This is a genomic window from Lederbergia sp. B243.17 (assembly GCF_057657925.1).
The window spans coordinates 72970-99365 of sequence record NZ_JBWBKF010000019.1 but is presented as its reverse complement, the minus strand read 5'-3'; the positions used below and the strand labels follow the sequence as shown (position 1 = coordinate 99365).

Annotated in this window: 32 protein-coding genes; 9 read left to right on the top strand and 23 right to left on the bottom strand. The window is 48.3% G+C overall.

What is annotated here, in order from left to right; genetic code table 11:
* Window positions 1-57: 57 nt before the first annotated feature.
* The 3 genes from AC0TWI_RS02090 to rpmG form a co-directional block, all read right to left on the bottom strand.
* The gene (locus AC0TWI_RS02090) at window positions 58-237 is read right to left on the bottom strand and encodes a hypothetical protein (RefSeq protein ID WP_488124674.1); all 180 of its coding nucleotides are present in this window, start codon (window positions 235-237) and stop codon (window positions 58-60) included.
* A gap of 67 nt (window positions 238-304) precedes the next feature.
* Window positions 305-874: a 5-formyltetrahydrofolate cyclo-ligase gene (locus tag AC0TWI_RS02085; RefSeq protein WP_488124673.1), complete on the bottom strand. Its 570-nt coding sequence runs from the start codon at window positions 872-874 to the stop codon at window positions 305-307.
* An 84-nt stretch (window positions 875-958) separates the two neighbouring features.
* On the bottom strand, window positions 959-1108 hold the full coding sequence (gene rpmG, locus AC0TWI_RS02080) for a 50S ribosomal protein L33 (protein ID WP_488124672.1): 150 nt from the start codon (window positions 1106-1108) through the stop codon (window positions 959-961).
* A gap of 209 nt (window positions 1109-1317) precedes the next feature.
* Between rpmG and AC0TWI_RS02075 the strand changes: the two genes are divergently transcribed.
* Both AC0TWI_RS02075 and AC0TWI_RS02070 read left to right on the top strand, forming a co-directional pair.
* Entirely contained in the window at window positions 1318-1665 is a 348-nt protein-coding gene (locus tag AC0TWI_RS02075) for a hypothetical protein (protein ID WP_488124671.1), read from the top strand.
* Window positions 1666-1676: 11 nt separating this feature from the next.
* Window positions 1677-2141 carry an endolytic transglycosylase MltG gene (locus tag AC0TWI_RS02070; RefSeq protein WP_488124670.1) on the top strand — a complete coding sequence of 155 codons (465 nt, stop codon included), beginning with the start codon at window positions 1677-1679 and terminating at the stop codon, window positions 2139-2141.
* A 24-nt stretch (window positions 2142-2165) separates the two neighbouring features.
* Here the strand turns inward: AC0TWI_RS02070 and AC0TWI_RS02065 are convergent, their stop codons facing one another.
* The 4 genes from AC0TWI_RS02065 to AC0TWI_RS02050 all read right to left on the bottom strand — a co-directional run bounded on the left by AC0TWI_RS02065 (window position 2166) and on the right by AC0TWI_RS02050 (window position 6930).
* On the bottom strand, window positions 2166-4265 hold the full coding sequence (locus AC0TWI_RS02065; protein ID WP_488124669.1) for a peptidoglycan D,D-transpeptidase FtsI family protein: 2100 nt from the start codon (window positions 4263-4265) through the stop codon (window positions 2166-2168).
* Window positions 4266-4375: 110 nt separating this feature from the next.
* Window positions 4376-5587 carry an MFS transporter gene (locus AC0TWI_RS02060; RefSeq protein WP_488124668.1) on the bottom strand — a complete coding sequence of 404 codons (1212 nt, stop codon included), beginning with the start codon at window positions 5585-5587 and terminating at the stop codon, window positions 4376-4378.
* A 110-nt stretch (window positions 5588-5697) separates the two neighbouring features.
* Window positions 5698-6306, bottom strand: a complete 609-nt coding sequence (gene sodA / locus AC0TWI_RS02055; RefSeq protein WP_488124667.1) for a superoxide dismutase SodA — start codon at window positions 6304-6306, stop codon at window positions 5698-5700.
* A 138-nt stretch (window positions 6307-6444) separates the two neighbouring features.
* Window positions 6445-6930: a DUF456 domain-containing protein gene (locus AC0TWI_RS02050; RefSeq protein ID WP_488124666.1), complete on the bottom strand. Its 486-nt coding sequence runs from the start codon at window positions 6928-6930 to the stop codon at window positions 6445-6447.
* Window positions 6931-7075: 145 nt separating this feature from the next.
* Between AC0TWI_RS02050 and AC0TWI_RS02045 the strand changes: the two genes are divergently transcribed.
* The 4 genes from AC0TWI_RS02045 (at window position 7076) to AC0TWI_RS02030 (ending at window position 9838) form a co-directional block, all read left to right on the top strand.
* Complete coding sequence (locus AC0TWI_RS02045) at window positions 7076-7558, top strand: DUF1189 family protein (protein ID WP_488124665.1); 483 nt, start codon at window positions 7076-7078, stop codon at window positions 7556-7558.
* Window positions 7559-7631: 73 nt separating this feature from the next.
* Window positions 7632-7958, top strand: a complete 327-nt coding sequence (locus AC0TWI_RS02040; RefSeq protein ID WP_488124664.1) for a LysM peptidoglycan-binding domain-containing protein — start codon at window positions 7632-7634, stop codon at window positions 7956-7958.
* Between the two features lie 95 nt (window positions 7959-8053).
* The gene (gene ispG / locus AC0TWI_RS02035; protein WP_488124663.1) at window positions 8054-9184 is read left to right on the top strand and encodes a flavodoxin-dependent (E)-4-hydroxy-3-methylbut-2-enyl-diphosphate synthase; all 1131 of its coding nucleotides are present in this window, start codon (window positions 8054-8056) and stop codon (window positions 9182-9184) included.
* A gap of 60 nt (window positions 9185-9244) precedes the next feature.
* Complete coding sequence (locus tag AC0TWI_RS02030; RefSeq protein ID WP_488124662.1) at window positions 9245-9838, top strand: 5' nucleotidase, NT5C type; 594 nt, start codon at window positions 9245-9247, stop codon at window positions 9836-9838.
* Window positions 9839-9896: 58 nt separating this feature from the next.
* Here AC0TWI_RS02030 and AC0TWI_RS02025 read toward each other — a convergent pair whose 3' ends face one another.
* From AC0TWI_RS02025 to AC0TWI_RS02000, 6 genes are all read right to left on the bottom strand, one after another.
* Window positions 9897-10523, bottom strand: a complete 627-nt coding sequence (locus AC0TWI_RS02025; protein ID WP_488124661.1) for an anti-sigma factor family protein — start codon at window positions 10521-10523, stop codon at window positions 9897-9899.
* Window positions 10513-11022 (bottom strand): RNA polymerase sigma factor, encoded by a 510-nt coding sequence (locus tag AC0TWI_RS02020; protein WP_488124660.1) that lies wholly within the window; start codon window positions 11020-11022, stop codon window positions 10513-10515. The genes AC0TWI_RS02025 and AC0TWI_RS02020 overlap by 11 nt, the downstream gene beginning before the upstream one ends.
* A 154-nt stretch (window positions 11023-11176) precedes the next feature.
* Window positions 11177-11527, bottom strand: coding sequence for a DUF2200 domain-containing protein (locus AC0TWI_RS02015; protein WP_488124659.1), 351 nt, complete (start codon window positions 11525-11527; stop codon window positions 11177-11179).
* A 19-nt stretch (window positions 11528-11546) separates the two neighbouring features.
* Window positions 11547-11972, bottom strand: a complete 426-nt coding sequence (locus AC0TWI_RS02010; RefSeq protein WP_488124658.1) for a Fur family transcriptional regulator — start codon at window positions 11970-11972, stop codon at window positions 11547-11549.
* A 99-nt stretch (window positions 11973-12071) separates the two neighbouring features.
* Window positions 12072-12914 carry a metal ABC transporter permease gene (locus tag AC0TWI_RS02005; protein WP_488124657.1) on the bottom strand — a complete coding sequence of 281 codons (843 nt, stop codon included), beginning with the start codon at window positions 12912-12914 and terminating at the stop codon, window positions 12072-12074.
* Window positions 12915-12929: 15 nt separating this feature from the next.
* Window positions 12930-13697, bottom strand: coding sequence for a metal ABC transporter ATP-binding protein (locus tag AC0TWI_RS02000; RefSeq protein WP_488124656.1), 768 nt, complete (start codon window positions 13695-13697; stop codon window positions 12930-12932).
* Between the two features lie 154 nt (window positions 13698-13851).
* On the opposite strand from AC0TWI_RS02000, the gene AC0TWI_RS01995 reads away from it, so the two are divergent.
* Window positions 13852-14103: a DUF2624 domain-containing protein gene (locus tag AC0TWI_RS01995; protein ID WP_488124695.1), complete on the top strand. Its 252-nt coding sequence runs from the start codon at window positions 13852-13854 to the stop codon at window positions 14101-14103.
* Between the two features lie 39 nt (window positions 14104-14142).
* On the opposite strand, the gene AC0TWI_RS01990 is transcribed toward AC0TWI_RS01995, so the two are convergent.
* Window positions 14143-15045 (bottom strand): deoxyribonuclease IV, encoded by a 903-nt coding sequence (locus tag AC0TWI_RS01990; protein WP_488124655.1) that lies wholly within the window; start codon window positions 15043-15045, stop codon window positions 14143-14145.
* Window positions 15046-15062: 17 nt separating this feature from the next.
* On the bottom strand, window positions 15063-16382 hold the full coding sequence (locus AC0TWI_RS01985) for a DEAD/DEAH box helicase (protein WP_488124694.1): 1320 nt from the start codon (window positions 16380-16382) through the stop codon (window positions 15063-15065).
* Between the two features lie 229 nt (window positions 16383-16611).
* Between AC0TWI_RS01985 and vrrA the strand changes: the two genes are divergently transcribed.
* Together vrrA and AC0TWI_RS01975 are read left to right on the top strand one after the other, a co-directional pair.
* Entirely contained in the window at window positions 16612-17217 is a 606-nt protein-coding gene (gene vrrA, locus AC0TWI_RS01980; protein WP_488124654.1) for a VrrA/YqfQ family protein, read from the top strand.
* Between the two features lie 105 nt (window positions 17218-17322).
* Window positions 17323-18279 (top strand): 4-hydroxy-3-methylbut-2-enyl diphosphate reductase, encoded by a 957-nt coding sequence (locus tag AC0TWI_RS01975; RefSeq protein WP_488124653.1) that lies wholly within the window; start codon window positions 17323-17325, stop codon window positions 18277-18279.
* A gap of 143 nt (window positions 18280-18422) precedes the next feature.
* Here the strand turns inward: AC0TWI_RS01975 and AC0TWI_RS01970 are convergent, their stop codons facing one another.
* From AC0TWI_RS01970 to AC0TWI_RS01935, 8 genes are all read right to left on the bottom strand, one after another.
* A complete protein-coding gene (locus AC0TWI_RS01970) occupies window positions 18423-19541 on the bottom strand; it encodes a Nif3-like dinuclear metal center hexameric protein (protein ID WP_488124652.1) in 1119 nt (372 codons plus the stop codon).
* Window positions 19538-20242 carry a tRNA (adenine(22)-N(1))-methyltransferase gene (locus tag AC0TWI_RS01965; RefSeq protein WP_488124651.1) on the bottom strand — a complete coding sequence of 235 codons (705 nt, stop codon included), beginning with the start codon at window positions 20240-20242 and terminating at the stop codon, window positions 19538-19540. The genes AC0TWI_RS01970 and AC0TWI_RS01965 overlap by 4 nt, the downstream gene beginning before the upstream one ends.
* Window positions 20243-20329: 87 nt before the next feature.
* Window positions 20330-20686: a cytochrome c550 gene (gene cccA, locus AC0TWI_RS01960; protein WP_488124650.1), complete on the bottom strand. Its 357-nt coding sequence runs from the start codon at window positions 20684-20686 to the stop codon at window positions 20330-20332.
* 146 nt (window positions 20687-20832) lie between these two features.
* Window positions 20833-21975: an acyl-CoA dehydrogenase gene (locus AC0TWI_RS01955; protein ID WP_488124649.1), complete on the bottom strand. Its 1143-nt coding sequence runs from the start codon at window positions 21973-21975 to the stop codon at window positions 20833-20835.
* Window positions 21976-22071: 96 nt separating this feature from the next.
* Window positions 22072-22611, bottom strand: a complete 540-nt coding sequence (locus AC0TWI_RS01950; RefSeq protein WP_488124648.1) for a hypothetical protein — start codon at window positions 22609-22611, stop codon at window positions 22072-22074.
* Window positions 22612-22838: 227 nt separating this feature from the next.
* Window positions 22839-23969, bottom strand: coding sequence for an RNA polymerase sigma factor RpoD (gene rpoD / locus AC0TWI_RS01945; protein ID WP_488124647.1), 1131 nt, complete (start codon window positions 23967-23969; stop codon window positions 22839-22841).
* 59 nt (window positions 23970-24028) lie between these two features.
* Entirely contained in the window at window positions 24029-25840 is a 1812-nt protein-coding gene (gene dnaG, locus AC0TWI_RS01940) for a DNA primase (RefSeq protein ID WP_488124646.1), read from the bottom strand.
* A 52-nt stretch (window positions 25841-25892) separates the two neighbouring features.
* Window positions 25893-26375: a YaiI/YqxD family protein gene (locus AC0TWI_RS01935; RefSeq protein WP_488124693.1), complete on the bottom strand. Its 483-nt coding sequence runs from the start codon at window positions 26373-26375 to the stop codon at window positions 25893-25895.
* Window positions 26376-26396: the final 21 nt, after the last annotated feature.

Below are 26396 nucleotides of genomic sequence, written 5' to 3'. Positions count from 1 at the left end.
AAAGGCCTTCCCTCCGCCTTCCTTCTTAAGCTGCAGAAGGGCGGCAGTTTTTCATCGCTATTTTTTAAATGCGCTGCTGACGAACCTTTCCCGGACCCCCGGAATATTCATCGCCGCATTGACGCTGATTTTCCTGAGCCGCTCATTGCCGAGCAGCGCATTCATGATTGTATATCTTTTCTTCACGGCAATTGTCAGGGCGACTGCAGGCAAGAGCCATTTCATCCAATTTGACATCTGCATCCCTCCTGTCGGTAGTTTGTGAAACAGGAGGGGGAAATATGCCTTGTTCAAAAAACGGGGTTCAGACTCCTTCAGGCTTGATGATGCCTTGTTCTGTTATCAAGGTGGGAACCTTTTTGTCATGTACCTCAGTGGGAAGCCGATCGACAATCTGGTCGGTAAAAGCGAGGGCAAGCGCTCGGCCTTTATAGTTTTCCAGGTAGCGGTCGTAATACCCGCCTCCGAAGCCAAGTCGATGGCCGCCCTCTGTAAAAGCGAGCCCTGGAATGATAATCAAGTCTATGTCCTCTTTCATTGCTTCCTCCGTCGCTTCAGTCTCCGGTTCAAACAGCCCAGAATACCCGGCCTCCAGCTGATTAAAGCTGCCAAGAACATGAAACGTCATCCCCCGGCTTGCCGGTTGGCATTTTGGGACCGCCATCCTTTTGCCCTGCTCCCAGCCTTTTCGGATCAACTGCCATGTGTCCACTTCCGGAAAGCGGGACACCGTCAGCGCGATCGTTTTGGATTGTTTCCATAGCTCCGTAGAAAAAAGCGTCCTGGCGATTCGATAAGAATGGTGTTCATACGCTGGCCGTCCAAGAGCCTGCAGGCGGCCTGATACGAGCTTCCGCATTTCTTTTTTGTCCATATCCTCATCTCCTCCTCATAAGCCGGACACAAAAAAAAGCCAGAAACACTTCTGTCTGCAAGTGTGTGCTGGCTTTTTCCATCCTTATTTCGTTTCACGGTGCACTGTTACACGTTTTTCTCTAGGGCAGTATTTTTTAAGCTCAATACGGTCTGGATTGTTACGTTTATTTTTTGTAGAAATATAATTACGCTCACTGCAATCCGTGCAAGCCAATGTAATATTTACGCGCATGTCTTTCCCTCCAAACTCAATGCATTCTTCTCTATTCACAAGACTTTTATATAATATCACTATTTTTTCGGAAATGCTAGTGCATTTTCTTGAAAGAAGCCGACATTTTCGCAAGCAAATAGAGGAGAAGGAAAAATTATGGTATAAATAGAGGAGCAGGAGAGAAGTTTTTTCTCTCCAAAAGAACAAACAACGGCAGAGGTGGATTCATGAATACATTGATTATTGCATTACTGGCAGCAACAATCTTGCTCTTCGTCCTCTCTTTTTTTCAAAAAGACCGTACGAAACAGCTAGAACAGGATCTGGAGGAGCTGTCGCTGCTCGTCGTAAAGGAGCAATACGGGATGAAAAACCGGCTGAAAGTGCTCGAGGAAGAACTGCTGCTTGAAAACGACGGATCATTTGTGGAACAGGCAGCACCTGCGGGAATTAATGATATTTTGAAAAACCAGGTTCTCGCCCTCCACAGCCAGGGATTGAATGTGATGCAAATATCCCGCCAGTCCTCCTTGCCGCCAGAGACTGTAAAATCGATCATTTCGGCAAGGGTTTAGGAGGAAAACGGATGAATCGGAACACAACAAGAGGCCTCGCTCTCGGGCTTTTAATCGCTGCTGCAGCCCTTTTCTTTTATGAAAGATGGGAAGAGAAAACACCCTTACCGGCTGCTTCTGCTCCGGATATGGTGTCAAAGGCAGACTATGAAAAGGCGGTCGGCGAAGCGAAAACACTGCGCGAGCAATTGGATGCTCTGACGGCGGAGCGTGATGCCCTCCTCGCCAAAACACCGGAAGAGGAAACGAAAAAAGCGGACAAACCAAAAACGTATCATCTTTTAGTGCGCGAAGGCACAAATTCCAAGGAAATCAGCCGCTTGCTCGAGGAGCAGGGAATCGTTGAAAACGCGGAAGAGTTTGACCAGTATTTGGCCGATCGGAATTTGCAGGGATACATTCAGATTGGCGAATATACAATCAAAAAAGGGATGAGCTACAAGGAGATCGCCTCCATGATCGCAAAAAGCCGATGATTTTCATCATCGGCTTTTTCCTATTTACTCGGCTTCCTCCGTTTGTTCATCAGTGGAGGGAGCAGTACCTTCGGCTCTGTCCTTTTGGATCTGGTAATAAGCCTCGATCACCCGCTTGCCGATGTCCATGTTAATCGAGTTTTTGTAACGGTCGTCACCTGTATTGAGATAAGCGGACGGAACAACGACTGTCATGGTGATCTCCGGATTTTCATACGGAGCATAGGCTACGAGCGACAGGTTCCAAACAGACTGGCCCTGGTCGTATGTTTCGGCCGTACCCGTTTTGGCGGCCATCCGGTATTGCCGGTATGGTTCTGTATTGAGGGCACGCCCTGTCCCTTTCGGATCATGGACCACTCCCCAGAAACCTTCCTGTACGACTTTCAGCTGCTGTTCCGTCGCATTGATCTTATTCAGCACTTTTGGTTCGAATGCTTCCGCAACAGGACCCAGCCCTTCTTTTCCGGTATCAGGCTCGCGGATTTCCTTGACGATCCGCGGCTGCATACGATAGCCCCCGTTAGCAATCGTCGATACGTATTGCGCCAGCTGAAGCGGCGTGTACGTATCATACTGGCCAATTGAGAAGTGGAGGACATTACCTGCCATATCCACATTCCCTTGATAGCCCGCCAATTCGCCAGGCAAGTCGATGCCTGTTCGGACGCCGAGACCAAACTGGTTAAAGTGGTTGCGCAATTCCTTAACGGCAAGGTTCTTGTCAATCGAAAGCGGCTGGCCGCTGCGGTACTGCCCCTTGCCGATCATGATCGCCAATTTGTACATGAAAACGTTCGAGGAGCGGACGAGCGCCTGCCTCGGAGACAGATACATGTTATTCCCGCCCCGGTTGAATACGGAGCTCATTTTTCCTGTCCCTTTAATATTCAATGGTTCATCCAAAATAGTCGACCCGCCCTGGATTACTCCTGTCATCAGGCCGGTCATAACCGTCGCACCTTTAACGACGGATCCCGGAACATAAGCAGTCGTATAGGCACCAGAGGCAAAGTCGCGGAACACCCTGTTCCCATCATCATCCCGTGTGTACTGCTTGCCCGCCATCGTCAGGATTTCACCGGTATGCGGGTCCATCATCACGACGAACGCCCTGTCGAGAAGACCTGTTCCCCCTCGGGACTTCGCTTTCAGGAGCTCTTCCTCAATGATCTGCTCCACTGCTTTTTGCAGATCCATATCAATCGTCAAGACAAGATCGTTCCCCCGCTGTCCCTCGTGGAGCACTTTCGTTTCAAGCACGCTTCCCGACCTTGTCACATTTTTAATTTTCGCCTTCTGTCCGCGCAGCACATCTTCGTATTGCTGCTCAAGATAGCTTACGCCGACCCGGTCGTTACGGCTGTATCCCCTGGCCATATAATAATCGAGTTTTTCAATTGGCATCTCATTGATGCTGCCAAGAATCGAGCGCATCGTTTTTTCATTTGTGTATGACCGCGTCCAGTCAGTTGTTGTATCCACTCCCGGTAGCTTCGTCAGCTGTTCGCTTACCCGTGCGAATTCCTCCGGGGTCACATCCGAATTTTTTACAAGCTGCGGTGTGAGTGCATAGCCGCCGATGAACTCGCGGTAGATTGCCAGCACCTTCAGGTCCTCTTCCGTCAGGCTGTTCAAATCTTTCTCGGTTACACGCTCGCGCTGCAGCCGGTAGATCTCATCATTTTTCCCTTTGTATTTTTCCAACTCTTTATCCGTGACGAGTTTCTTCGCCTTTTCCGGGTTTTTAATCAGCCAAAAGTCGATTTTGTCCCGCTCGGTAATCTTTTTTGTGCTTACCTCAATCAATTTTGATAATTCCTTAGCCGTATTGAGCGCCTCTTCCTGATTAAACTTCTTCGGTGCCGTATAGGAAATGGCACGCTGAGGCTCGTTCTGCACAATTGGCTGATGGTTTTTGTCATAGAACAGCCCGCGCGGGACCGATGTATTGACCGTAATGTCTTCTGTTCTCTCAAGCTCTATTCTAGCGTCTTCCCCGTGAACAATTTGGACAAATCCTAATCTCAGGATCAAAGCCGCAAACAGGAGGAACACAATAAAAAACAGCATATTTAATCTGAGAGGTATATGCGTTTTACGTTTCCTCGCCTTTTTTTTCATACCTTTCAGTCCTTTCTTCCCCAATGCACTATTCCCATTGTAAAAGAAAAACCGCCATATTGCCAGATGAAAACCGGCAATATGGCGGATGTACGCTTTTTCCTGAGTCGTTAATTGAATTTCAGTCTTTGCAATAGGATGGCAGCCGCCAAATGGCCGGCCCCCACAATGAGCAGGAAATACGGTACAGCCACTTCTGTTTCCCCCAGCGAAAGGGAGAATAGAAACGCCAGAATAGAGAAGACCCTGCCAAGATTAAGGAATACTTCCCTTACGACGATATATTCGATCCGCATCTCAGCCGCTTTCCAGGCGAGACCGATCACATCATACGTCATGGAAGAATACGGAACGAGCATGAGCGGATAGGACAGGCCGATCACCGCGCCGTAGAGGAGCAGCCTCGGGAAGGTCAGGTCGAATGTGATCAAAAACAGGGAGGCATAGAGAAGAATCCCTCCCAGCAGCATCACTTTCTTTTTCCAGCCTTTTTTAATCCATTTGGCGATCAAGGTGTATGCAAGAAAGGAGACAGCCGAATTGATCAATCCGAACGTCCCGAGCGAAAACTCACTACCCGTCGACAAAAAGATGAGAATGGAGATGATAAAAACAAACGATCCGTCCCTGAGTCCCTGCAAGAAATGGGCATTCGTGATCAAGCGCCAGTTCCTGTTCCTTTTCCTCTCCTTGACGATTGCCCAGAAATGGAACTGCCCCTCGGCTCCCCGCCTTTTCAAAAGCAGACTTAAAACGACGGCGCCTGCAAATAAGATGAGCGAGACGGCGAAAATGATCGTATAACCAAAATTGGATGCGAAGCGGGTGATGATGAAACCGGCGGCAAGCGGGCCGACCATCCCTCCGGCAGACGAAAGTGTACCAAGGAGGCCGTTAAAGAAATCACGGGTCTCGGGTTCTGTAATTTCAAAGGTGAGGACGTTGAATGCCAGCCAGTATAGGCCGTAGCCAATCCCCAACAAACCGCCGAGCATGGCGAGATGCCTGGACGAATGCTCGCCGAAAACGAGAACAACAATAAAAAAAAGGGCCAGGAACAGGACGCCTGCTCGGAGTACAAGCACGCGATCCACCTTCTTTGCCCAGCGTCCGGCTGCGATGAAGGCAACCAATTGGAAGATAAACACAGCCAAGTTATAAATGGCGATCGCCTGGAACTCGCCTGATTGCTTCCACAAATAGATATTCACGAACGTGTTGGAGAGCGCAATGCTCAACGAATAGAGGCCGCCGATGCCGAGCAGCAGAAGCAGATCTTTCGTAATCTCAATGTTTCCTGTTAGTTTTTTCAAAAGTGACATAAGAAAACTCCCCTTTGCCTACACCTTATTTTTCGTGAAGCGGAGAGTTTTATACTTGCAAATCATTTTCATTAAAAAAGGAGTGCCGAATCGGCACCCCTTTCTTCTTATTATTTTGCTGCGTCGTAAAGTTTTTGAACTTCATCCCAGTTAACGACGTTCCAGAATGCACTCATGTATTCAGGACGGCGGTTCTGGTATTTCAAGTAGTATGCATGCTCCCAAACGTCAAGGCCAAGGATTGGCGTTTTGCCTTCCATAACCGGGCTGTCTTGGTTCGGCGTGCTGACAATCTCAACATTGCCGTTATCGACAATCAGCCATGCCCAGCCTGAACCGAAACGGCCTGCGCCTGCTGCTTCAAATTGTTCTTTAAACTTATCGAAGCTGCCGAACTTGCTGTTGATCGCTTCTGCCAAAGATCCAGCCGGCTCGCCGCCGCCGTTTGGAGAAAGCAATTTCCAGAACATGGAGTGGTTCGCATGGCCGCCGCCGTTGTTGCGGACAGCAGTGCGGATGGACTCAGGTACTGCATCTAGGTTTGCAATCAGTTCTTCCACTGATTTGCCTTCCAGGTCAGCGTTTCCTTCGATCGCCTTATTCAAGTTTGTCACATATGTGTTATGGTGTTTTGTGTGGTGGATATTCATTGTTTCCTTGTCGATATGAGGCTCCAGTGCGTCATATGCGTAAGGTAGTTGAGGTAATTCAAATGCCATTTTAACATTCCTCCTTATGTAATGGATAATTCGCTCGTTTTTAAGAGCGTTTACAGTTTAAGCCTACCAAATTTAGGCCCGGCATACAAATTTTTTGCCTGCCTTTGCAGCATACCCAGAGCTCTTCCGCAAAAGCATTTAATGAAGAACGGCCCATAGGAAATAACCGATCATCCCAAGCTGGATCAATGCCTTCATAACGACACTGCCGATGAAGCCTGCCACAGAACCGACGCCAATTTTCAGCGCCCTTTTCCAAGGTGTCCGGTTGACAATCATTTCACCGAGCAGCGCACCAATAAACGGGCCGAGCAAGATGCCTGCGACCGGGATGAGAAACGGGCCGAGGAGGAGGCCAGCCGTGCTGCCCCAGATTCCCGCCTTTGATCCGCCGAATTTTTTCACTCCGAAAATATTCGCAGCCTGGTCGGCGGCAAGCAGGAGCAGCGCAAATAACACCTGAACAAACCAAAAGAAAATACCGAGCGGCTCAAATGAAAAGAACAGCCCGTATAAAAGATAGGCTCCGAGCAAAAACAGCATGCTTGGAATAATTGGATACACCAGACCGACAAACGCGATGATGAATAGCGCGATGATAATGGCCCAATAAACGATTGACATGACAGCACCCCGTTCATTCTTTTCTTTTACTATACCCGCCCCTTTGCTCTCTTGAGCAGCTTTTCGAACTTTTTCGCACTCTTTGCCAAATAGCTTGAACGGACGGGCGTTCCCATCTAAACTGGCTTTAGAAGGAAGTGGATCAATGAATAACTCTATCTTTTCCCTTTTCGGATACAGTTTGTATTCCCTGAAAAAAATCGCCAAACTCCGAGCTGCGGGAATCGGCAAGACAATAAAATATGTATTTCTCCTTTCTTTTGTTTATTTCCTGCCTGGACTTTTCGATGCACTTGACCCTGACGGCATTCGATCCGAAATACCGGAAACCTTTCTCCTGCCCTTTTACATCTTGTTCATGTACATTTTTTACGCAGGTTTGATCTTCCTAAAAATCTCGGTATTTGCCATCTACGGGACTGGATTCGCCCATTTGGCAAAACGGAAACTCGTTTACAGGCACAGCTGGAGACTATCCGCGTTCAGCATCACGCTGCCCGTACTGCTGTTTGCACTGCTCGCCTTTTTTGACATCACCTTTAAAGGCGACTCAACAATAGACCTACTGCTTAGCCTGCTGATCATCTCAGGGAGCATTTTGACAATCCCAAAACGCGCCGATTCTTAAAGAAGAAAACAGTCATACTCTCCCCAGCCCCTGCATAAAATGAGGCATCATAAGGACAAGGCGGGGAGAAATCATGAAAAAAGTCGCAGCTCTATTTGCCGTACTGATTTGCCTCTACAGTATCTATTACGATATGACGGTCGGAACGGTTCCCATTCCAAAAGCGGCCGCTTCCGACAAGTCGGAACAAAAGCAAAACGAAGAAAAATTCAGGCTCGTGACCGTCAGCGCCGGCGACACAGTCCTCTCAATCATCGAAAGAGAGAACGGCGCTCAAATCGATGTTCCGATCGAGACGGCTGTCGCCGATTTCCAAAAGCTGAACCCCCAGGCCGATCCGCATTTTATTCAGCCTGGACAGGCGTACCGCTTTCCGCTATACAGTAGTGCAAGTCGCTGAAAACGGGCATTCTATTGTCAATCAGGAGCAAACATTGGTACAATAGAGACGTACCGCATTACGATTCTTCGTTTTTATAAAGGAGAGAATAACCCTTGGGTGAAATTATACATCGTTCAAAAACCCGTCCCGTCAAAGTCGGAAATTTGACGATCGGCGGAAATAATGAAGTCATCATTCAAAGTATGACCACAACCAAAACACATGATGTCGAAGCAACTGTCAAAGAAATACAACGCTTGGAAGAAGCCGGCTGCCAGATTGTCAGGGTCGCTTGCCCAGACGAAAGAGCTGCCCGCGCCATTCCAGAAATCAAGAAGCGGATCAACATTCCGCTCGTCGTAGATATCCACTTCGACTACCGCCTCGCTTTGATTGCGATTGAAGGCGGAGCGGATAAAATCCGCATCAACCCGGGCAACATCGGGAAGCGGGAAAAAGTTGAAGCCGTCGTCAAAGCGGCGAAAGCGAAAGGCATTCCGATCCGGATCGGCGTCAACGCCGGAAGCCTTGAGCGGCATATCCTGAACAAGTACGGATATCCGACTGCGGACGGCATGGTCGAAAGCGCCTTGCACCATATCAAAATTCTTGAAGACCTTGATTTCCACGATATCATTGTTTCCATGAAGGCATCTGATGTCAATCTGGCAATTGAGGCGTACGAAAAAGCATCGCGCGCGTTCGATTATCCGCTTCACCTCGGTATTACTGAGAGTGGAACGCTGTTTGCCGGCACTGTAAAGAGTGCTGCAGGCCTCGGTGCCATCCTTAGCAAAGGCATCGGGAATACGTTGCGCATTTCGCTCAGCGCCGATCCTGTCGAGGAAGTGAAAGTCGCCAGGGAATTGCTGAAATCATTCGGCCTGATCTCCAACGCAGCGACTCTTGTTTCGTGCCCGACATGCGGACGGATTGAAATCGACCTGATCAGCATTGCGAATGAAGTGGAAGAATACATTCGCGATATTAAAGCACCAATTAAAGTATCCGTCCTTGGCTGCGCCGTAAACGGTCCAGGCGAGGCCCGCGAAGCCGATATCGGCATTGCTGGAGCACGCGGCGAAGGTCTTCTCTTTAAAAAGGGAAAAACCGTCCGCAAAGTTCCGGAAGAGACAATGGTCGAAGAACTTAAAAAGGAAATCGACTTGATGGCCGCGGAATACTTCAAGAAGCAGGAAGAAGAAAGAGCTGCGCTTGAAGCGGAAACGCCTGTACAATTATAACGAAGACGAAAGGAGCACGGGGCCACCGTGCTTCCTTTTTTGAAAGGGGAATTTTGTTTCATGAAAAAAAGATTTGGCATTGATATTGACGGGACGGTCACTTGCCCCACTTCGCTCGTCCCCCATATCAATAAAGCATTCAATTTGGACATTACGCTTGATGACCTGACTGAATATGAGATCACCTCATGCCTGGATATCCCGAAGGATGAATTTTACAAATGGTTCATCGGCGCCGAGCCGGCCATCTACTCCCAGTCACCGATGGCAGCTGGAGCCGGAGAGGTGCTGAACAAGTGGAAGCACGACCACGAGCTTTATTTCATCTCTGCCCGTGCGAACGCATTAATCGACGTCACAACGAAATGGTTCACCGACCACGAGCTGGAGTACCATCATATTGAATTGATCGGGTCGCATGACAAAGTCTCCACCGCTAAAAAATACGATGTCGACCTGTTCTTTGAGGACAAGCATGACAACGCGGTCTCGATCTCCGAAGAATTGGGCATCCCAGTCATCCTCTTCGACACGCCATACAACCGAAAACCCGCTCCGGAGCAAGTCATCCGTGTGCATTCCTGGGAAGAAGCCGAGCAGTGGGTCAGCGGCTGGTTGCAGCAGGAAAAGAGATTGACAATTAAAAACGCTTAACAAAGAGAGGGACCCGGCACAGAATCACTTCTGAACCGGATCCCTCTTCTTTTGATTCTCAAACTGCATTAATGCTATATCTCCCGGTTGGCGCTTTAACCTCAATGAAATACTTTTGGTTTCTCTTGAGACTTTTTAATTTCACGCTGTGACCGGGAAGTATCCGCGTTTCATCGATCACGATATTTCCCTTTCCATCCTTTACTCTTAATAGGATAGCCTTATCGCTATTTGCATCATTAATCAATTCCTTTTTCCAAAAAACACTTTTGTACAAAATATGATCCTGACCTTGATTATCGGAATGCGGTTTATAAAAATGGGTGCTCTGCCAGTCAGCGGGGTCATCTGTTATGTTTACGATTGCGAATACTTTCGGGAAAAAGACTTGATTGACAACCCCTACGTCCTGGACGACGAAAGAACCGGCGATCGTCAGCAATAGAGTGAACAGGACAGCCGTCAATACCTGTAATCGCCGGTATCTGTTTATCCGTTTAAACGGCGCTTTTGCCTCCTCAACCTCCGGGTCGGGTAGTGGATCAGCGGTCTGCTGCATTATCTGTAAAGCGCGGGCACATTCCGAACAAATTCTCGTATGATTTTCTACAGCAGCTTTTGTGTCCTCGCTGGAAATTCCATCAATATAAGACGGCAGTAAATCCTTAATAATATTACAATTCATCGACATCCATCCTTTCTGCCAATTTGCATTTTGCACGATAGTATGTAACCCTTGCCCAGTTTTCCGTTCGCTCAAAAATTTCACCAATCTCCCTAAAGCTTGCGTTAAGCGATGTCCGGAGCAAAAAGATTTCCCGGTACGGCTCATTCAATTGTTCGATTTCCTTATAGATGGAGGATAATGTGCTTTCTTTCATCAAGGTCAACTCTGGCGTATCGTCGCTTGATTGAATATCCAAACCCTTTTGTGCCAGTTGATCCAGACTCGTATGATTGCGGTATCTCGCCTTTTTTATGTAGTCATAATAGGCATGCTTGGCAATCTGGCATAACCAGACCGACATTTTGCATTCGCCATTGTAGCGATCAATCGATTTGACTGCTTGATAAAAAGTTTCTTGCGTCAGTTCCTCCGCCAAATCAACATCTGATGTCAGGCAATAGAGAAATCGTTTCACGTCATTTGCGTATGTTCGGTAGACTTGACTAAGTTCTTCCACTTCATTCCCCCTTCCTTTTTAAATGAGCCGGACACGTATAAATAGAATGAAACAGCGTTTTGTTACAAAAATCCTCAATTATTTTTATATATAAAAAAAGCATATTATCTATGGGACTTGTACCATAGTATAATATGCTTTCCGTTAGGCAGGTTCATTTCCGCAAAATCTTCTCCATCGCTTTACCCTTTGCCAGCTCATCGATCAGCTTGTCCAAATAGCGGATTTCCTGCATGGTCGGCTCTTCAATCTCTTCCACCCTGACGCCGCAGACTACCCCTTTGATCAAGGAGCGTGACGGATTCAATTGAGGAGCTTCAGCAAAAAAGGATTCGAAATCTGTATCCTTTTCCAATTGGGTATTCAGCTCTTCATCGGTATAGCCGGTCAACCATTGGATGATCTCATCGACCTCCGACTTTGTCCGTCCCTTCCTCTCGGCCTTTGCAAGATAAAGAGGATACACCTTTGCTATGCTCATTGAGTAAATCTTATGTTTGGCCAAATTAGTCCTCCATTCGCCCCTAATGGCGTTTCGCTTCTACACATTCCGGGCAGTTCCCATAGATTTCAAACTTATGGTCTTTGACCGCGTAATCCTTCAAGTCCTCAGTCACAAATGACATCGGGCAAGCGGCGATCGCCTTCGTCCTCCCGCAAGTGAGGCAGATGAAGTGGTGATGATGGTCGTCGGTTCCGCATGTATAGCGGAAATGCTTTTCCCCTGACAACTCGGTCATCTCAAGGATGCCGAGCTCCTCAAACAAGGACAGGTTTCTGTAAATGGTATCGAAACTCAATCCCGGGTAGGCCGTCTGCATCTCTTCAAGCACTTCTTTTGCCGTCAGGTACTTATTATTAGCTGCAAAAATTTCGAGCATCTCTTCCCTTTTGCCTGTCAGTTTGTATCCCCGGTCCTTCATTAGCCCAATAGCTTCCGATATATTCATTCCATTTCACCTCTGTTATATGAAAAGCATAAAGCTTACAGTTTCAGGCGGCAAGCGGAACAGCGCTCCCCGGTTAATGGCCTGGAACCGGAAATCCTTTTATAATGCGCGAGAACTGCGCCGCTTTTTCAAACCGATCACCGATAAAAGCAAAATGATGGCGACCATCACGATTGTCCCGCCTGGTGCGAGATCAAGGTAATAGGAGCTGATCAGCCCAGTGATGACGGAAAATTCTCCGAACACAATCGAAAGTAGGATCGTCTGCTTGAATCCTCTTGCAATCCGCATGCTGGCGGCTACAGGGAGTGTCATCAAGGCTGAGACAAGGAGAATACCCACGACACGCATTGACGCTGCGATGACAAGGGCGATGACAACCATGAACACGTAGTGGATCGTCTTCGCCGGAATGCCGGAAGTTTTCGCATGCTCCTCATCAAAGGAGAGCGAAAATAATTCCTTGTATAACCCGATGACAATCAAGATGACAACGAGGCTGATCAGTGCTGTCACATATAGATCTGTCCGGCTTACCGCACTCACGCTTCCAAAGAGATAACTGAGCAGGTCGGTATTGAAGCCGTCAGCGAGCGAAATAAAAATGACGCTGACCCCGATGCCTCCTGACAAAATGATCGGGATGGCCAGCTCCTGATAATGCTTATAGACGACGCGAAGCCGTTCAATCAAAACCGAGCCGAGCACCGAAAACCCCATTCCCATGTATACGGGGTTTAGGCCCGACAGAAAAGCAATTTTTTTGCTTAACAACAGGCTGCCCGCGATGCCGGCGAGCGTAACATGGCTCAATGCATCGGCGATCAGCGACAGCCTTCTGACAACGATGAACGTGCCTAGCAGCGGAGCGATAATCCCGATCAAAAGGCCGGTGATCATTGTATTCCGCAGAAATTCATATTGAAAAAATGCTGTTATCATGGCAGTTCCACCTTCTTAATGATCATCATGATTGTGCGCGAGCATATGGACGTCATGATGATAAAATGTTGAGACATCTTCATGTTCCATTTCCTCAAACTCAGCTGCAGGACCATGGAAGTGCAGATGTTTGTTCAGGCAGGCGACATGGGTCACTTTATTCGTCACCGTTCCGATATCATGGGTGACGAGCAGGAGTGTGATCCCCAGCCTCTTATTCAAGCCTTCAAGCATCTCGTAAAATGCCTGGACATTTTTGGCATCGACACCGACTGTCGGCTCATCAAGGATCAATACGTCCGGTTTGCTGACGATTGCTCTCGCGATAAATACACGCTGCTGCTGACCGCCCGACAGCTCTCCGATGTTGCGGCCGATAAATTCTTCCATGCCGACCGCTTCGACAGCTGCAGCAATCTCCCGTCTGTGAGACTTGTTCATTCTTTTGAACAAGCCGATGCTTGCCGTCAATCCACTCGCGACGACTTCAAATACCGTAGCAGGAAATCCGCTGTTAAATGAGTTCGCTTTTTGGGAAACGAAACCGATCCTGCTCCAATCCTTGAACTTCGACAGCTCATTGCCGAACAAAAGAATCTCTCCATGCTGCGGCTTGAGCAGTCCGAGAATCAGCTTCAGCAAGGTCGATTTCCCGGATCCGTTCGGACCGACAATCCCAAGGAAATCACCTTGATTGATTTTAAGATTGATATGATCAAGGACGTTTTCACGCTCGTAGCGGAAGCTGACGTCCCGTAATTCAATAACCGGCTTTTGGCTCATACTTTCACCTGGCCTTCTATAAATAAGAATTGTTCCGATTTAACTCTTAGCATTATACACAAAAGTTTTCAGCTTGTAAATGGATAGAATTTTGCGCACTGTTTCCGGAAATCCGGCATACACATTGATGGAGGAGTGATGCAGATTGAAAATCATGAAACAGATTGTCAATGCGAGGATTAACACGATCACGGCTGATGAATTGCTGAAGTATGCAGGACAGTTCGGTTTTACCATTACTTATGAGGAAGCGGACAAAGTTGCCGGTTATTTGCGGGGCAGGCAGATTGATATTTTTAACGACGAAGATAGAGTCAGGCTCGTCCGGGAAATCGCAAAAATATCTGGTCCGGATACGGCAAAAAAGCTGAATGGACTGTTTCTCCAATTTTTAAATGAAATATAAAAGCAGCGGGAAGGCCGTATCGGCCTCCCCTCCTTTTTGTTATACAAGTGTTTCGCCCATAATCAATCCTTTAAGCTCTTCATTGAATTGCTTGCTGCGGATCATTTCAATTTCATGCTTATATGGGGCTTTCTTGTCCTTCTTGTCTTCACCAACGAATGGCGTTTCCAAGATCTTCGGAACATCTGCAAGCTGCGGATGGTGGACGATATAGCTCAAAGCATCAAAGCCAATATGGCCGAAGCCAATATTTTCGTGGCGGTCTTTCCCGGCTCCGCATTCGTTTTTACTGTCATTAATATGGAGCACTTTGATTCTGTCGATGCCGACCAACCGGTCAAAATCGGCGAGCACGCCGTCGAAATCATTGACAATATCATATCCAGCGTCATGAGTATGGCACGTATCGAAGCAGACCGACAGCTTGTCATTATAGACAACACCATCGATAATCCGGGCAAGCTCCTCGAAGTTCCTGCCGATCTCGGACCCTTTCCCCGCCATCGTTTCCAAGGCAATTTGAACATCATGTTCTGGGGTCAGCACCTCGTTCAGGCCCTCAATGATTTTCCGGATGCCTTCCTCAGCGCCTGCGCCGACATGGGCTCCAGGATGCAGCACGATTTGCTTTGCGCCTAAAGCGATCGTCCGCTCCAGCTCGCTTTGGAGGAAATTAACTCCGAGTTCAAAAGTCGCCGGGTTTACCGTGTTGCCGATATTGATGATATAAGGGGCATGAACAATAATTTCATCGATGCCATTTTCAGCCATATGCGCTCTTCCGGCTTCGATGTTCAGGTCTTCAATCTTTTTTCTTCTCGTGTTCTGCGGGGCTCCTGTATAAATCATAAATGTATTGGCCCCGTAGGAAATCGCTTCTTCACTGGAACCAAGCAGCATTTTCTTCCCGCTCATTGATACGTGGGATCCAATTTTCAGCATGATGTTTCTCCTCCCCTTTATCTATTGCTGTTTCTGTTTTTTATCTTACGCTGGCGCCGCTTCACTTTTTCAATTTCGGCGTTCATCTTTTTCTTATAGCCCGGCTTTACCTTATCCGGTTTCCTGACAAACTGACGGGCCTTTTCGTCGATTTCATCCTTGCCCTTTACCCTGTTCTTCCGTCTGTTCCGATCCTTAACTTCCACCCATTCGCCTTTCTGCAAATCGGCATAGCGGAACTGAATTCCCATCTTTTCAAGCTGGACGAGTGCTTCCTCATCCGCCGGTTCATAGATGGACGCAGCAATGCCTTCGTTGCCTGCCCTCGCTGTCCTGCCTGTGCGGTGAACATAGAAATCAAGGTCTCTCGGAAATTCATAGTTGATGATATGGCTGACGCCTGGGATGTCGATTCCTCTCGCTGCCAGATCGGTCGCCACAATATATTGGAATTCAAGGTCGACAATCTGCTTCATCACCTTTTTGCGTTCACGCGGTGAAATGTCGCCGTGCAGCCTTCCTGTCTTAATTCCTTTTTCAATCAAGCTGTCCGCAACTTTATCTGCCATTTGTTTTGTATTGACAAAAACGATCGCCAAATACGGATTGTAGCTCTCAAGGATATCCGCCAGCAAGTCCATTTTCTTTCTGCTGCCAAGCGGAACGAGAACGTGATCGATATTCTGGGCTGTGGCATGCTCAGGTTTAATATGGATCGTAACCGGGTTTTCCATATACTTTTTGAGGAAAGGCTTTAATTTTTCCGGAATGGTTGCAGAGAAGACGAGCATCTGCAATTCTTTCGGCATCCTTCCTGCAATCTGATCGACTTCATGAAGGAAGCCCATGTCGAGCATGAGGTCTGCTTCATCAACAACCAAAATACCGGCTTTGTATACAAACAGCGCCTGTTCCTTCATTAAATCCAAGATACGGCCCGGTGTACCGACGATGATTTGCGGCTGCTGCTTCAGCTTGCCGATCGCCCGTTGCTTGTCGGTACCTCCGACGAAGCACCTGGCCGTGATGCCTTCTCCGCCTTCCTGGTCTGTGATTTTCAAGATTTCCTGATAAATCTGGTTCGCCAGCTCCCGTGTCGGCACGGTGATGACCGCCTGCACTTCTTGTGCCTCCGGTTTGATCTTTTCTAAAATCGGCAAGAGGTACGAATGGGTTTTTCCTGTCCCTGTCTGCGATTGGCCGACCGCACTTTCGCCCCGCAATGCAACTGGGATCATCTTTTTCTGAATTTCAGTAGGCTCTTCAAAACGAAGTTCTTCGATCGCTTTATGGATAAACGGCTTGAATGGATATTGCTTAAAGTTTTCAGCCATGATTCAATCACTCCTTAGCTATGGGCATAGACCCAGATACAACATTATAAACCATACAGGCGTCAATCACAATCTTTCCTGAAAAGCCCACGGTGTTTTTGCCGTGTCTGTGCGTTCATCCATGGATTTTTTCCGTTTTTAGCATATGGTACTATAGCTGGATATTTGGGAAGGGGTGTGCGGTATGGATCCGCGTTTTATGAGAGGGCCCGGCATGAGGGGAATGGGCCCAATGGGAAGGTCGATGGGAAGGGCCATGGGAAGACCGATGGGAAATCCGATGCCAATGAGAGGGCCAAGAATGGGAGCAGGGATGGGGCCGCCGAATGGGATGATGATGGGCAGAGGCATGCAGGCACCGGCAGCAGGCGGCGGAACGCCCCGCAGCGGAGGCGGTTTGCTCTCGCGATTGCTGAGCAGGGTCAGCGGCGGGCAAGGTGCACAGAGTGCCGCCGCTCAAGGGTTTTCACAGGCAGCAGGCGCCGGAGAAGCGGTCCAGGGAATGTTGAATCCACAAAAGTTTTCGTCTTTCCTTGGCCAGACACAGGAAGTATTGCGTACGGTTCAGCAGATCGGCCCGGTCGTCCAGCAATATGGCCCGATCGTGAAGAACCTTCCGTCGATGTGGAAAATCTACCGGGGACTACAGTCTGCATCTGAAGAGAATGGCGGCACAGATGAAGAAAAAGCAGATTCTGCAGAGGAAAAAGTGGAAACAAAGAAGAATGACCAAACCGATGAATCCGCCGAGAGAATGGAAGAAAAGCACGATGATGAAGAGGATCAACCGACAAAGAGAAAAAGCGGCGAATCTGTGCCAAAATTGTTTTACCAGTAATGGATCCGCCCTCCTCCATTTGGCTTTTCGGCCTATGTTCTATATAATATAGGTATGAGTTCAATAGATTACAGGTCGAAGCCTGCAGTCAGGAGGATTTAATTCATGCAAATTATAAAAATTTCCCCGCGCGGTTATTGCTATGGTGTGGTCGATGCCATGGTGATTGCGAAAAATGCCGCTTTGGATAAGACGTTGCCGCGTCCGATCTACATTTTGGGGATGATTGTTCATAATAAGCACGTTACAGATGCATTTGCCGAGGATGGAATCATCACCCTCGACGGGAAGAACAGGAAAGAAATCCTTGAAAAGGTCGATAAGGGCACTGTCATTTATACGGCTCACGGCGTTTCGCCAGAGGTGCGTGCGCTTGCCGAAGCAAAAGGCCTGACAACGATTGATGCGACATGCCCGGATGTGACGAGCACGCATGATTTAATCAGGGAAAAAGAAAAAGAAGGCTACGACATCATTTACATCGGGAAAAAGGGCCATCCGGAGCCTGAAGGAGCCGTCGGTGTTGCTCCGCATATCGTCCACCTGGTCGAATCAGCGGAAGATGTTGCCAAACTCGACATCCAAAATGAAAAAATCATCGTCACCAATCAGACGACAATGAGCCAATGGGATGTCGCCGCGATCATGGATACAGTCAGGGACAAATATCCACATGTTGAAAAGCATGAAGAAATTTGCCTGGCCACGCAAGTCCGGCAGGAAGCTGTCGCAGAGCAGGCCGGAGAAGCGGATGTCCTTATCGTTGTCGGGGATCCGATGAGCAACAACTCAAACCGTCTAGCCCAGGTTTCGATAGAAATTGCCGGCACGGAAGCATACCGTATCGGCGATGTCTCAGAGCTTAAGCTGGAATGGATCATGGATGCAAAAACTGTCGCCGTAACGGCAGGTGCCTCGACGCCGACACCGATTGTCCGGGAAGTCATCGCCTTCCTGGAGCAGTTCGACCCGAAAGATGAGTCTACATGGACCAGGGAGCATCTCGTTCCCCTTGAAAAAATCCTGCCGAAGGTCAAAAAACCGAAAGTGCAGACAAACTGAATCTAGAATAAGAGGAGGAGAAAAACTATCGTTTTTCTCCTCCTCTTTCGTTTATTCCTTGGAAAAGAAAAAAGACTGTAGACAAGCTCCGAAATTTCTAGAGCTGCCTACAGCTTGAAGCCGTCCTTTATGGCCGGCTTTTTTCATATGAAATAAAACGGGTCGGTTTTCGGTTCCGACGGAAAGACTTCGACATCGTATCCCTTTTGACCGCATACGGACTGCAGTACGTTCGCAAGCCCTTTCTTCATCACTTTTTCCACATGATGACCCGGATCAACGATGTTCATACCCGCCGCCATCGCATCATGGGCCGTATGATAGTAAAAATCGCCGGTCACATACACATCCGCACCCATTCTTTTGGCGTGATGATAGTACTTGTTTCCATCCCCGCCAAGAACTGCTACCTTTTTCACCTTATCACCGAGATTGCCGACCACTCTTACTCCGGAAGAATCAAGCGCCTCCTTGGCAAATGAGGCAAACTGCTCAAGTGTCATCTCTTCTGGCAGTTCCCCTACCCTGCCAAGGCCGAGCGTCTCTTCCGTTACTTCAAGTGGATAGACATCATAGGCCGGCTCTTCATATGGATGGGCTTTAAGCATCGCCTGGAGAATCTTTTTCTGCAATTCTACAGGAAATACCGCTTCGATCCTCACTTCATCGACTTCCTCCACTTTGCCGACTTCGCCGATATGCGGATCGGCGCCATTCCCCGGAAGGAATCGGCCCTTGCCCTTCACCCTGAAGGTACAATGGCTGTAATCACCAATGGCACCTGCCCCGGCGTCTCCGAGTACCTGCAGCAATTCCTTTTCGTTTTCCTCAGGGACAAAGACGACGAGCTTCTTTAGCGGCTGCTCGTACAAAGGAACCATCACTTTTGTATTTTGCAATGTAAGGGCCTCTGCCAGCATATCGTTCACGCCGCCTGGCGCAATGTCCAGATTGGTATGGGCGGCATAGACTGCGATATCATGCTTGATCAGCTTTTCAATAATTTTACCAGCCGGCTCATTCGCATCAATTCGTTTAAGCGGGCGGAAGATGAGCGGATGGTGGGCAATGATCAGGTCCACTTTATGCTCGATTGCTTCGTCAACAACCGGTTCAAGCACATCAAGCGCCGTCATGATCTTTTTGACAGGTCGATTCAGGTTCCCGACCTGCAAACCGATTGGATCCCCTTCCATCGCGAATTTTTTCGGGGCGAACGCTTCGAGCAATTCAATGATCTGGTGGCCATTCACCTTTTTCATGCCAACGCCTCCTTAACAAGTCGGATTTTTTGTTCCATTTCACTTCTTTTGGCGAGCGTCTTTTCTGGATCTTCAGCCTTTTCTAGCTGCCGAAGCACATTCTTCCATTGCTCCATCTCATGCTGCCATTTCTTTTTGAAGACAGGGTTCTTTTCTTTCAATAAAAATGGGCCCATGAGCAGTTCCGCCTCTCCCATGCTGAGGCTGCTGTCCGTGCCGTTCTTTTCAGCGACAAGCACTTCATAAATCTTGTCGTCTTCCTCCAGGATCTCTTCTGCAATCAGTCCCCAGTTGTTGGAAACTAACCACCTTCGGACAGTATCCGACCCGATGTTCGGCTGCAGTATCAGCCTTTTTGTCCCGGAGATTTTTTCCTTGCCCCGATTGAGAATATCCCGGATCAGCGCTCCGCCCATGCCGGCAATAATGACGCAATCGGCCTCTCCTGGAGCGAGGACTTCAAGGCCGTCCCCTTTTCGGACGCTGATTTTGTCTTCAAGGCCATTGAGCCTAACCTGCTTTTTCGCCGACTGACATGGCCCCTCTGCGACCTCGCCTGCAATCGCGGAAGCGGCTATCCCTTTTTTTAGAGAGTAGCAGGGCAAGTATGCATGATCCGAGCCGATATCTGCAATCGTCATCCCTTTTTCTATGTATGATGCAACGGTTGAAAGTCTATTTGATAATTGATCACTGTTCACGCTGTTCACCTCTCTCTAACGATAAAAGAGTTCTTTGCAAATTGCAAAGAACTCTTATCCTGTGTGGCTCTCAAAGTTTAAAAGCCCTTATTTCAGATTGGCTACCCATTCTGCCATCTCGTCGATGTTGTCAGCAGGCACTAGCCCAGCAGGCATACCGCCCTTACCGTTTGTCAATATATCGGCAATTTCATCTTTGGAGATCGGAAGTCCGTGCAAGGACGGCACAGAGCCATTTCCTTTAAGGTTTTCCCCATGGCAAGTGATGCAAGTTGTGTTCGCTGTATTTTCCGGATCGAACGCGACCGCTTCCTCTTTCGGGCCGCCCTCCGCATCTTTTGCGATCTCCTTGGCATCGCCAAGTCCTTTGATTCCCAAGAAAAATACGAGTCCCAAGCCCAGGACCATAATCAAAATATAGGGAACGATTGGGTTACGTTTCATGACTATCCCTCCTTATGTAGTAAGCATGAGACAAATATCAATAATGCAAACATCTACATTTTACTCGAATTCCGTCAGAAGGGAAAGCCTTAGCCTTGAAGTTTCACTCATTTTTCGATAATTGGACAAAAAGACGGCCATTTCCGTCAGAAACAGCCGACTTCCCTTGAAATGACCATTCTCTGAACTTCCGATGTCCCTTCGCCGATTTCGAGCAGTTTGGCGTCCCGCATCATTCTTTCCACTTCATATTCTCTCATATACCCGTATCCTCCGTGAATCTGCACCGCTTCATCTGTGATTTCCATGCAAACCTCCGAAGCATACAGCTTGCACATCGCTGCCTCCTTCGCGAATGGCCTGCCCTGATCCTTCAGCCAAGCAGCTTTATACACCATGTTCCTTGCCAGTTCAATTTTCAGCGCCATATCGGCGATTTTAAATTGAGTAACTTGGAAAGCGGACAACGTCTTGCCAAACTGTTTTCTCTGTTTTGCATACTGGAGCGCCTTGTCGAATGCCCCTTGGGCGATTCCAACGGCCATCGCTCCGATACCGATCCGTCCGCCGTCCAGTGTTTGCAGGAACTGCTTGAATCCCTCGCCCTCTTTTCCGAGCAGGTTCTCCTCAGGCACTTTCACATCCTCTAGAACGAGCTCCGTTGTATTGGAGGCATGAAGCCCCATCTTTTCATATTGATCTATAACGGTGAAGCCTGGAGCGTCTGTCGGCACGATGATCGCACTGATCTTCTTTTTCCCATTCACTTCACCGGTGATAGCTGTAAGTGCAAGATGTTTGGCATAGGAGGCATTGGTGATGAAGCATTTATTGCCGCTGATCACATAGTGGCCATTTCCCTTAACGGCCGCGGTTTTGGTGCCGCCGGCATCTGAACCCGCATTCGGCTCTGTCAGCCCAAAGGCGCCCAACGATTCGCCTGTGCAGATCGGAGTCAAATATCTTTTCTTCTGTTCCTTCGTGCCGAAAAGATGGATCGGAGCCCCGCCGAGGGAGATATGGGCGGAATAAGTGATTCCCGTTGAGGCGCAGGCCCGGCTCAGCTCCTCCGTCACGATGGCGAAGCTGACCGTATCTCCCCCGGCTCCGCCATACTCTTCAGGGAAAGGCAACCCCATCATGCCCAATTCGCCCAGCTTACGGAAAATTTCAAGAGGAAACTGCTTCGTCCTGTCCCGAATGATTGCCCCGGGTGCTACTTCCCTATCAGCAAAGTCACGGATCGTCTTCCTGATCATTTCTTGTTCAGCCGTCAAATCAAAGTTCATACCTTCTCCCCCTATCCTTTGAATGCGCTTACAATCTATAATATAATAAGAGCAGGGGGAAATGTTTCATTTTTTCAAATTCGTTATCGATTCTACTTAAAAAAAGACAGCCCGGAAAATCAAGAATAACACCGAAAGCCCGCTGGCAAAAAGGAAAAAAGGCTGCCGTTTCCAAACGCCGATTACTAGCCAGGCAACGATATTCGCAGAAACGAGGCCATACAGCGACCCTGTTCTTCCGGAGAAAAAGACATCATTTATTTCTACAGAATACAACAAAACCAGAAATGCCATTGAAATGAACAGCAGTAAGGGATTTTTCTTCTTCTTGATAAAAAGAACGGAAAATATACCAATCAAAATGACAAAAAATGACATGATTCCAGTTTGCAATGAAAATGAAAGTTCAGTAAAATAGGTTATCAATAAGGTGCTGAGCAAAATAACTGCCATGACGGGGTAAATGATTCCTTCAGCGGATAGGCGCTTTTTCCCTTTAACAACAGGCTCGATTTCCTGCTCTTCCCCTTCTGTGTAGAGAGTCGTCAAATAGTCGCAATAATGCGCAGGGAGCATATTGTGCTCCTTCCAAAATTGAATTTCCTGAAGAATGACCTTTTTCCGGTTCCGATCCATAACACCACACCCTGAATGCTCGTTTTTGTGTAAAGCATACGCCTTGCCTGAAATTAGAAAAGCGCAAGGCGCCCGCCTATCGGCGACAAGCATAAGACAAGCGCTGACAGAAGGCATTTGCCTTCCGAAGCGATTGGCTTTTGACTCGAGCCGATGGCGCCTGGAGCTGGACAATGAAGAAAAACAGTTTGCCTTCCTGCAAGCAGAGGGCAAACTGTTCTGGCTGTTTATTCCAAGAAATCCTTCAGCCGTTTGCTTCGGCTTGGATGGCGGAGCTTCCTGAGTGCTTTCGCCTCGATCTGGCGGATCCGTTCGCGAGTGACACCGAACACTTTGCCGACTTCTTCAAGTGTCCTTGTTCTGCCGTCATCAAGACCGAAACGGAGCCTCAGCACGTTTTCTTCCCTGTCTGTCAATGTGTCCAGCACATCTTCGAGCTGTTCCTTGAGCAGCTCGTAAGCAGCATGGTCAGCAGGAGATGTTGCTTCCTGGTCCTCAATAAAATCGCCGAGGTGGGAGTCATCTTCTTCTCCGATCGGCGTCTCAAGAGAGACAGGCTCCTGAGCGATTTTCAAAATCTCCCTGACTTTTTCAGGTGTGAGGTCCATCTCCTCCGCAATTTCTTCTGGGGATGGTTCGCGGCCAAGATCCTGAAGCAGCTGGCGCTGGACGCGGATCAATTTATTGATCGTTTCCACCATATGGACAGGTATACGAATCGTTCTAGCTTGGTCAGCGATAGCCCGAGTGATTGCCTGGCGGATCCACCACGTTGCATACGTACTGAATTTAAAGCCTTTGTCATAGTCGAATTTTTCGACCGCTTTGATGAGGCCCATATTGCCTTCCTGGATAAGGTCCAAGAACAGCATACCGCGGCCGACATAGCGCTTGGCAATGCTGACGACGAGACGAAGGTTCGCTTCAGCCAGACGTTTCTTTGCCTCTTCATCACCTTGCTCGATCCGCTTGGCGAGTGCAATCTCCTCTTCCGCGGACAAAAGATCAACACGGCCGATTTCTTTCAGGTACATGCGGACAGGGTCATTGATCTTGACACCGGGCGGTACACTCAGGTCATTAAGATCAAATTCCTCTTCGCTCTCTTTTTGGATTTGTGAAGCTGCCGGATCGTCCTCGTCATCCGCTTCCTCAGAAAGCTCGACACCCTGGTCTCCTAGGTATTCATAAAATTCATCCATCTGGTGGGAATCCATTTCAAAATGGGCGAGTTTCCCAGAGATGTATTCATATGTCAAACTACCCCGTTTTTTACCTTGTTCGAGCAGTTGCTCTTTCATCTGGTCAAGGGTAAATTCCGTTTCTGTTTCATTGGAACGAGCTGATTTTTCAGCCATGCGTCCCCCTCCTTCCACCATTTGCACGCCATCGGGTCAACTTCCTGCCGGATGTTCACCTATAAAGATTTACGGAGCTCAATAATCTCCATCGCAATTTGAATTGCTTTTTCAAGATCATTTTTTCGCTCTGCATGTTTCTGTTCTGCCTGCTTTTCCTTTATCATTAACAATTTTGGATATTTCAACACATATCCAACATAATCTTCTAACTCCCGCTCGGTATATTCCTCATTGATCTCGAGCATGGCAATTTCAGTTGCCGTCCTGCGAAGCTGCGGATCGGGCAGGTAATTGAGGAAGTTGCTTGGATCCGGCTGGCTGCCTTCTTCATAAAAACCGAATAAATACGTTAAAATTGCCTGGTGCTCATCAAAATGGAACCCCTTGTTTCCAAGCATCCCTTTTACCTTGTAGGCCAGCTCCGCATCGCGCAGCATTCTGGCCAGCAGCTGCCTTTCCGCCTGTTCGGCCGCCGAAGGCATGCGCTTCGGCTTTTCCGCCTGCTCTTGTGCCATAGCGGGTTTCTGATATTTAGTTTTTGGAGGATTCTTCTTCGCGGGAATCATGTCTTCCAGCTGTTGCTGCAATGCACCGAGGGAAAGTGTGAATTCTTCGGCAAGCTGCCGCAAATACATATCCTGCTCGACTGCATTAGACAATTTACTTATTTCCGTTAATACCTCTTCGATATACTTAAGCTTTTCTCCTTCATTTTGGAGATTTTTTTTCCTGCGAAGATAAAAAAGCTTGAATGAGGTCCATGTCATCGCATTCCCGATGACTTTGTCACGGAATGCTTCTGCCCCAGACCTGCGGATATACTCGTCAGGGTCTTTCCCCTCTGGCAGCAAGGCTGCTTTTACTGTCATCCTCTGCTCGGATAGCATTGAACCGGAGCGGAAAGCCGCTTCAATGCCGGCATCATCGGAGTCAAGGCATAAAATGACGGTATCGGTCAGTTTTCTCATCTTCTTGACGTGTTCCGGCGTCAGCGCTGTCCCCATTACGGCAACCGCATTCTGCACGCCTGCCGCGTCGGCGGAAATGACATCTGCAAAGCCCTCCATCAGCACGGCGCTGCCCTGCCGCCGAACCTGCCCCTTCGCTCCTGAGAAGTTATAGAGCAGGGAACTCTTGTTAAAAAGCGGAGTCTCCGGTGTATTCAAGTATTTCGGGTGGTCTTCCGCATCAAGTGCACGTGCGGAAAAGCCGATCACCCGCCCTTTCTCATCGCTGAGCGGGAACATGATCCTGTTGCGGAAACGGTCATAATACGTACCGTCCCGCTCGCGCTTCCCTGCAATCCCGGCGAGCTCCGCCAGTTCATTCGGAAAGCCGCGCTTTTCCAAGTACTTGACAGCAAAATCCCACTCCGCAAGCGAATAGCCAATGCCGAATTTTTCAATGCTCTCCTTCGTAAAGCCGCGATCGAGCAAATATTCGAGCGCTCTTGACCCTTCATTTGTATGAAGCAGCAGATGATGGTAGAATTTAGCCAAGAGCTCATGGGCATCGATGATTTTCTGGTGGTTTTCCGGCAGCTGCGGAGAACGGCTTCCGCCCTTCGGCTCAATTTCGAGTTCCACTCCGCCTTTGTCGGCAATCATTTCTGCCGCTTCTTGAAATCCGACTCCTTCAATATCCATCAAAAAAGTGAAGGCGCTGCCCCCGGCTCCGCAGCCGAAGCAGTGAAAGATCTGCTTTTCTTGAGATACAGAAAATGAAGGAGTATTTTCCCCATGAAACGGGCAGAGACCAAAGTAGTTGCGCCCCTGCTTCTTCAACTGGACATAGTCACTGACGATATCGACGATGTCTACCGCCTGCTTCAGCTCAGTGATCTTTTCATCAGATATTCTTGCAGTCACAAAAACATCTCCATTAGCGTAATGTATCAATAGTTATATTCGCCGAAAATGCTCAGACTCCTTCAATTTTCGACAAAAGGCTTAAAAGACTAACGAGAAAATTTCGGCGGTCCGCCTCCGTAAAAGGCTTCGGCCCTTTCCCATAATTCCCTTTCTTCCTTTCCTGAGCCGCCAAATACCGGAAGCCAAGAGAGACGTCTATCGTTTCTTCCCTGTATTCCGTTCCCTTGGGTGAAAGTGCATAAACGCCTTTCGGGAGGACAAGGCTTGCCAGCCCGATATCCTGGGTGATCAATACATCGCCCTTGCGGATCCGGTTCATAATATGAAGATCAGCCGCTTCCTTGCCGGGATCAACGAATGTCCATTCACCTTCCATATTGGCTGGCTTATGATCATAGGACGCAATGAATCGAACGGGGATATTTTTCTCCTTGCCGGTCTGTAAAATTTCCTTTTTGACCGGACAGGCATCCGCATCGACAAAAATGGATATAGTATGAGTATCTATTTTTGCATCACTCCGTCTACACATTTTTTGAACCGTTCTGCCTTC

What these genes read in the sequence shown, in the direction of transcription:
- AC0TWI_RS02070 (WP_488124670.1), top strand. Translation starts at nt 1,677, where the DNA reads ATGAATCGGAACACAACAAGAGGCCTCGCTCTCGGGCTTTTAATCGCT.
- vrrA (WP_488124654.1), top strand. Translation starts at nt 16,612, where the DNA reads ATGGGAAGGTCGATGGGAAGGGCCATGGGAAGACCGATGGGAAATCCG.
- AC0TWI_RS02005 (WP_488124657.1), bottom strand. Translation starts at nt 12,914, where the DNA reads ATGATAACAGCATTTTTTCAATATGAATTTCTGCGGAATACAATGATC.
- AC0TWI_RS01995 (WP_488124695.1), top strand. Translation starts at nt 13,852, where the DNA reads ATGAAACAGATTGTCAATGCGAGGATTAACACGATCACGGCTGATGAA.
- AC0TWI_RS02060 (WP_488124668.1), bottom strand. Translation starts at nt 5,587, where the DNA reads ATGTCACTTTTGAAAAAACTAACAGGAAACATTGAGATTACGAAAGAT.
- AC0TWI_RS02050 (WP_488124666.1), bottom strand. Translation starts at nt 6,930, where the DNA reads ATGTCAATCGTTTATTGGGCCATTATCATCGCGCTATTCATCATCGCG.
- AC0TWI_RS02010 (WP_488124658.1), bottom strand. Translation starts at nt 11,972, where the DNA reads ATGAATATATCGGAAGCTATTGGGCTAATGAAGGACCGGGGATACAAA.
- sodA (WP_488124667.1), bottom strand. Translation starts at nt 6,306, where the DNA reads ATGGCATTTGAATTACCTCAACTACCTTACGCATATGACGCACTGGAG.
- cccA (WP_488124650.1), bottom strand. Translation starts at nt 20,686, where the DNA reads ATGAAACGTAACCCAATCGTTCCCTATATTTTGATTATGGTCCTGGGC.
- AC0TWI_RS01955 (WP_488124649.1), bottom strand. Translation starts at nt 21,975, where the DNA reads ATGAACTTTGATTTGACGGCTGAACAAGAAATGATCAGGAAGACGATC.
- AC0TWI_RS02040 (WP_488124664.1), top strand. Translation starts at nt 7,632, where the DNA reads ATGAAAAAAGTCGCAGCTCTATTTGCCGTACTGATTTGCCTCTACAGT.
- AC0TWI_RS01950 (WP_488124648.1), bottom strand. Translation starts at nt 22,611, where the DNA reads ATGGATCGGAACCGGAAAAAGGTCATTCTTCAGGAAATTCAATTTTGG.
- AC0TWI_RS01935 (WP_488124693.1), bottom strand. Translation starts at nt 26,375, where the DNA reads ATGTGTAGACGGAGTGATGCAAAAATAGATACTCATACTATATCCATT.
- AC0TWI_RS02085 (WP_488124673.1), bottom strand. Translation starts at nt 874, where the DNA reads ATGGACAAAAAAGAAATGCGGAAGCTCGTATCAGGCCGCCTGCAGGCT.
- AC0TWI_RS02000 (WP_488124656.1), bottom strand. Translation starts at nt 13,697, where the DNA reads ATGAGCCAAAAGCCGGTTATTGAATTACGGGACGTCAGCTTCCGCTAC.
- AC0TWI_RS02045 (WP_488124665.1), top strand. Translation starts at nt 7,076, where the DNA reads ATGAATAACTCTATCTTTTCCCTTTTCGGATACAGTTTGTATTCCCTG.
- AC0TWI_RS02065 (WP_488124669.1), bottom strand. Translation starts at nt 4,265, where the DNA reads ATGAAAAAAAAGGCGAGGAAACGTAAAACGCATATACCTCTCAGATTA.
- AC0TWI_RS01975 (WP_488124653.1), top strand. Translation starts at nt 17,323, where the DNA reads ATGCAAATTATAAAAATTTCCCCGCGCGGTTATTGCTATGGTGTGGTC.
- AC0TWI_RS01970 (WP_488124652.1), bottom strand. Translation starts at nt 19,541, where the DNA reads ATGAAAAAGGTGAATGGCCACCAGATCATTGAATTGCTCGAAGCGTTC.
- AC0TWI_RS01990 (WP_488124655.1), bottom strand. Translation starts at nt 15,045, where the DNA reads ATGCTGAAAATTGGATCCCACGTATCAATGAGCGGGAAGAAAATGCTG.
- AC0TWI_RS02025 (WP_488124661.1), bottom strand. Translation starts at nt 10,523, where the DNA reads ATGAATTGTAATATTATTAAGGATTTACTGCCGTCTTATATTGATGGA.
- AC0TWI_RS02030 (WP_488124662.1), top strand. Translation starts at nt 9,245, where the DNA reads ATGAAAAAAAGATTTGGCATTGATATTGACGGGACGGTCACTTGCCCC.
- rpmG (WP_488124672.1), bottom strand. Translation starts at nt 1,108, where the DNA reads ATGCGCGTAAATATTACATTGGCTTGCACGGATTGCAGTGAGCGTAAT.
- AC0TWI_RS02090 (WP_488124674.1), bottom strand. Translation starts at nt 237, where the DNA reads ATGTCAAATTGGATGAAATGGCTCTTGCCTGCAGTCGCCCTGACAATT.
- AC0TWI_RS02075 (WP_488124671.1), top strand. Translation starts at nt 1,318, where the DNA reads ATGAATACATTGATTATTGCATTACTGGCAGCAACAATCTTGCTCTTC.
- rpoD (WP_488124647.1), bottom strand. Translation starts at nt 23,969, where the DNA reads ATGGCTGAAAAATCAGCTCGTTCCAATGAAACAGAAACGGAATTTACC.